We start from the raw sequence: 3,913 nt of genomic DNA, 5'->3' as shown, positions 1-3,913 counted from the left end.
TAAGGGAGCTAGCTCCCTTATTTTATTCATTTGCTAATTAAAAATTACTCGCAACTTGATATGTGATGAATGAAAAGATGTAGGCTAATGCAAACAAATAAGTTGCCATAATGATGGGCTGTTTCCAGCTGCCAGTTTCTCGTCTAATTGTTGCTAACGTAGCAAGACAATGGGGAGCAAAAATAAACCATACCAATAATGATAAACCTGTGGCTAACCCCCATCCATCCGGGCCTGAAATTTGACTTAACAGACTTTGAGTTACTGTATCTTCATCACCTGACATCGCATAAATCACCCCAAGAGCAGCAATTACAACTTCCCTTGCTGCCATAGCAGGAATGAGTGCAATACATATTTCCCATGTAAACCCAATAGGCGCAAATATAGGATGAATTAAATGCCCTAACTGACCAGCTAAACTATAGTTAATGGCCGGCATGGTTGCATTATCTGGTGGTTGAGGGAACGTGACTAGCACCCATAACAAGATAGACAGCGCAACGATAATGCCACCAACTCGTTTTAAGAAAATAGTTGCCCTATCATATAAGCCTAATGCAATATTTCTAATATCTGGAATTCGGTATGTGGGAAGTTCAAAAATAAAAATACTTTCAGTTTTATCTTTTCGAACCAACTTCAGAAAGACTGAAACTAATAACGCTGAGACTATTCCCGACATATAAAGACCAAAAAGGACTAATCCTTGCAGACTTAACCAGCCGTAGATTAATTGGTTCGGAATAAATGCCGCGATCAATAAAGCATATACTGGCAATCTTGCTGAACAGGTCATCAAGGGTGCAATCATAATTGTTGCTAATCGGTCCCGTTCAGAGCTGATACTTCTGGTTGCCATAATTCCGGGAATCGCACAAGCAAAACTGGATAGCAGAGGAATAAATGAACGGCCGCTAAGCCCGGCTTTAGACATTAATTTATCTAAAAGAAATGCTGCTCGGGGTAAATAGCCTGACTCTTCAAGCATTAAAATGAAGAAGAATAAAATCAAAATCTGAGGCATATATGCAAGCACGCTACCTGCACCAGCAATTACCCCATCCACAACCAAGCTTTTTAATAGAGGATGTTGGATTAGTGGTCCAATAAAATCACTGAGCCATGCGACAAAATTTTCAATGAATTCAATAAAAGGCGTTGCCCATATAAATACCGCCTGGAACATCACAAACATGGTTAAAGTTAAGATTACTAAACCCAATACAGGATGTAGAAAAATTTTATCTAGAAATGCGGTTCTTTTATCACCACTGTCATTATTTAAAATAACTTGTTTGGTGATTTGTTTGACCTGTTCAAAATGACTTAATTCAGAATGATAAGGAGTAATAAAAAGATTTTTTTGATCTAATTGATTAATTAAATCTTGAATTCCTTTTGTTTTAACTGCGACAGCTTCAACTACAGGGATACCTAACAGTTGAGACAGTTTATCCTTATCAATGGAAATACCACGCTTTTTGACCTCATCCATCATATTTAATACAAGAATCATAGGGCGATTTAGAGCACGAACTTCGAGAACCAAGCTCAAATGTAAGCTTAAATTTGTGGCATCTACAACGCATATAAAAATATCGGGTAGAATTTCACCTTTTAGCTCGCCCAAACAAACTGCCCTGGTGACTTCTTCATCTAAACTACTAGGTTTTAAACTGTAAGTTCCGGGTAAGTCCAATACTCGTATTGCATCACCAGAAGGTAATTTAAAAGAACCTTCTTTTCTTTCTACGGTAACTCCAGCATAGTTGGCAACTTTTTGTCGCGTACCAGTAAGCGTATTAAATAAAGAGGTTTTTCCACAATTTGGATTACCGACTAATGCAATGTTCTTAATCTTCATTGGATACTAACTCTACAAAAATTCTTTCAGCTTCATTCTTTCTTAATGCGAATCTTGAAGTTTCAATTTGAACTAAAACAGGATCTCCGCCAAAAACACCTTTAGCGAGTACTTGTAGAGTTTCACCCTCTCTAAAACCTAATAGTTGGAGCCGTTCCAATACGGGATCAGTGGTATGACTGTATTGATTACCTTTTTTGAGATCTCTAATTTTGACGATCTGATTTTGTTTAACTTGAAATAGATTCATTTTCGATACTCTTACTTCAAAGCCAAAATCTTTCGAGCACCATTAAGCACGAATAAAGAAACCAGGATGCCAATGATTAAGTCTGGGTAAGCTGATCCCGTCCACGCCACGAGTACACCGGCAAATATAACGCCCATATTTACGACAACGTCATTCGCCGAGAAAATCCAACTGGCTTTCATATGTGCGCCATCTTCTCGATGACCAGAAATAAGATATAAGCATGTCACGTTAGCTATAAGTGCGAGCAGGCCAATAACAATCATGAGCGTTGATTCTGGCTCGCTTCCAAACATGAATCGTCTAATGACATCAATAATCACGATGACAGCAAGTAATAACTGAATCCAACCTGCGAAATGGGCTGCTTTCACTTGATATTTCGCAGCTTTTCCGACGGCATATAGCGCAATACCATAAACGGCTGCATCGGCAAACATATCTAGAGAATCAGCAATCAATCCTGTAGACGCAGCAATAATTCCGCTGATGAATTCTATAAAGAAAAGTAGAGCATTAATGCCTAATAACAGTTTAAGTACTTTAGCTTGTCTCACAGGATCAGGTTCATTAGGTATATCGCCTGAAGAAAGCTGTGTTTCATCAAGTTTCGCCCCAAAACCCAGTCCTTCAAGTTTGGCCGTAATTTGCTGACTCCCTTCATTATGGAAGACTTTCAGTTTTCGATTGGGAAGATCAAAAGTAAGACCTTTAACTGCTTCAATATCTGCAAGAGCCATACGGACCATTTGCTCTTCAGCAGAGCAATCCATTTTAGGAATGGTATAGGTACTTGTTTGCTTAGCTTGTTGATTGCTTATATAAGTTTCAGTCTTCACAAGCTTTGCACCAAAACCCAAAGCTTCAAGTTTGGTAGTTATATTTTCATCTTTTTGATTATGTAGAACCTTTAAAGACCGGTTAGGTAAATCAAAGATGAGTTTTTGAACACCATCAATTGAAGATAGCGCCATACGAACCATCTGTTCTTCCGCAGAACAATCCATTTTGGGAACTAAGTATTCACTCATGTAGTGCGAATCTTTTAAAACGTTTTCAGTGCTTAAATTTTCTTTGGGATCAGAACCACAACAGGATTGAGCGGTATCTTCACAACTGTTTGAAGTGTTACAGCAAGGAGATGAAGATTTTTCTTCTTCCTCTTCACCACAACAGCTAGGCGTATTATCACAATTCTTTGAATTGCTTGCTTCTGCAATTGATGGATGATTTTCTTGTTGAGATTTCTTATCTTCGCATGGTGTTTCTTTACTACATCCACAGCCACTCATAGTTATACCCATTAAAAAAATTTATAAACTTTGAATATTAGAATCCCTATAGTTACTATAGAGTCAAGATTTTTTGGAAATACCAACTCAATGCATTTAAAAATTGGTGAACTCTCTAAAAAAACCTCATGTTCAGTATTAACAATTAGGTTTTATGAAAAGGAAGGTTTAATTCCGGAACCCGAAAGAACGGAAGGAAATTACCGCCTTTACGATATAGGCTATGTTGAGCGAATTAAGTTTATTTTGAATTGCCGAACTTTAAATATGAGTTTGAATGAAATTCGTCAATTACTTACCTATAAAGACAAACCTGAGAAAAATTGTTCAGGGGTGAATGAATTAATTGACTTACATGTCAGTGCTATCAGAGAAAATATAATCAAGCAACAAAAGCTTATTGAACAACTATCTGATTTAAGAGGTACTTGTGATGGTTTATGTACAATTGACCAATGTGGAGTTCTAAAAAATCTAGCTTGATTATCTAGACCTATGCTTTTT

The 3,913-nt window shown here is 37.3% G+C and carries 4 protein-coding genes; 1 reads left to right on the top strand and 3 read right to left on the bottom strand.

Going from position 1 to position 3,913, the window contains the following annotated elements; translation table 11 throughout:
* Nucleotides 1-37: 37 nt before the first annotated feature.
* Genes feoB through B2Y23_RS10475 form a run of 3 tightly spaced genes read right to left on the bottom strand, consistent with a single transcriptional unit; the run spans nt 38 to nt 3,409 of the window.
* On the bottom strand, nt 38-1,867 hold the full coding sequence (gene feoB, locus B2Y23_RS10485) for a ferrous iron transporter B (protein WP_291370718.1): 1,830 nt from the start codon (nt 1,865-1,867) through the stop codon (nt 38-40).
* Complete coding sequence (locus B2Y23_RS10480; protein ID WP_004665962.1) at nt 1,857-2,117, bottom strand: FeoA family protein; 261 nt, start codon at nt 2,115-2,117, stop codon at nt 1,857-1,859. The genes feoB and B2Y23_RS10480 overlap by 11 nt, the downstream gene beginning before the upstream one ends.
* 11 nt (nt 2,118-2,128) lie before the next feature.
* Nucleotides 2,129-3,409 carry a cation transporter gene (locus B2Y23_RS10475; RefSeq protein ID WP_114837618.1) on the bottom strand — a complete coding sequence of 427 codons (1,281 nt, stop codon included), beginning with the start codon at nt 3,407-3,409 and terminating at the stop codon, nt 2,129-2,131.
* Between the two features lie 90 nt (nt 3,410-3,499).
* Between B2Y23_RS10475 and cadR the strand changes: the two genes are divergently transcribed.
* On the top strand, nt 3,500-3,892 hold the full coding sequence (gene cadR, locus B2Y23_RS10470) for a Cd(II)/Pb(II)-responsive transcriptional regulator (RefSeq protein WP_291370711.1): 393 nt from the start codon (nt 3,500-3,502) through the stop codon (nt 3,890-3,892).
* Nucleotides 3,893-3,913: the final 21 nt, after the last annotated feature.

The organism is Acinetobacter sp. UBA5934 (genome assembly GCF_002430855.1).
GTDB lineage: Bacteria > Pseudomonadota > Gammaproteobacteria > Pseudomonadales > Moraxellaceae > Acinetobacter.
This window is presented reverse-complemented; position numbering and strand designations above follow the sequence as displayed.